This window comes from Streptomyces katrae (genome assembly GCF_000966975.1).
GTDB lineage: Bacteria > Actinomycetota > Actinomycetes > Streptomycetales > Streptomycetaceae > Streptomyces > Streptomyces katrae.
On sequence record NZ_JZWV01000760.1, the window covers coordinates 1 to 432 of the forward strand.

Below are 432 nucleotides of genomic sequence, written 5' to 3' on the forward strand. Positions count from 1 at the left end.
GTCCGGTCCTCCGCGGCGGCGTCCTCCGCCTTCACGGACCCGGGTCGGCCGGAGGCACCCCGGCCGGCGGCGCGGGTCTCGCCGGAGCGGGTCTCTTCCTCCGCCGGAGCGCCCGCCCCTGACGGGGTGACGGCGGCGTCCGGCGCGTCGGGTACGGCGCGGTCCTCCTCCTGGGCCCCGGCCGATGCCGTGCCAGTACCCGGCCCGGCCTCGGCAACGGCCGGCTCCCGCCGGGCCGGGGTGTTCGGCGCGGCGGAACCCGTCGCCTCCGCCGCGGCCGGCTCGTCGGTGTCGGCCTGCTTGCGCCCGGTCGGGGTGAGCGTGCCGGCGGCCCGTGGTTCCGTGTCCTGCGCGGCTTCCCGCGCGGCGGGCTCTCCGTCCCGGTTCGTGGGCGGCGACGCCGTGGCGGCGTCCGACGCCCCTTCGCTCGTG

1 pseudogene is annotated in these 432 nt (G+C 80.8%); it reads right to left on the reverse strand.

The features are described 5' to 3' along the window. Positions 1-432: pseudogene (locus VR44_RS26010) on the reverse strand (hypothetical protein); the annotation flags it as partial.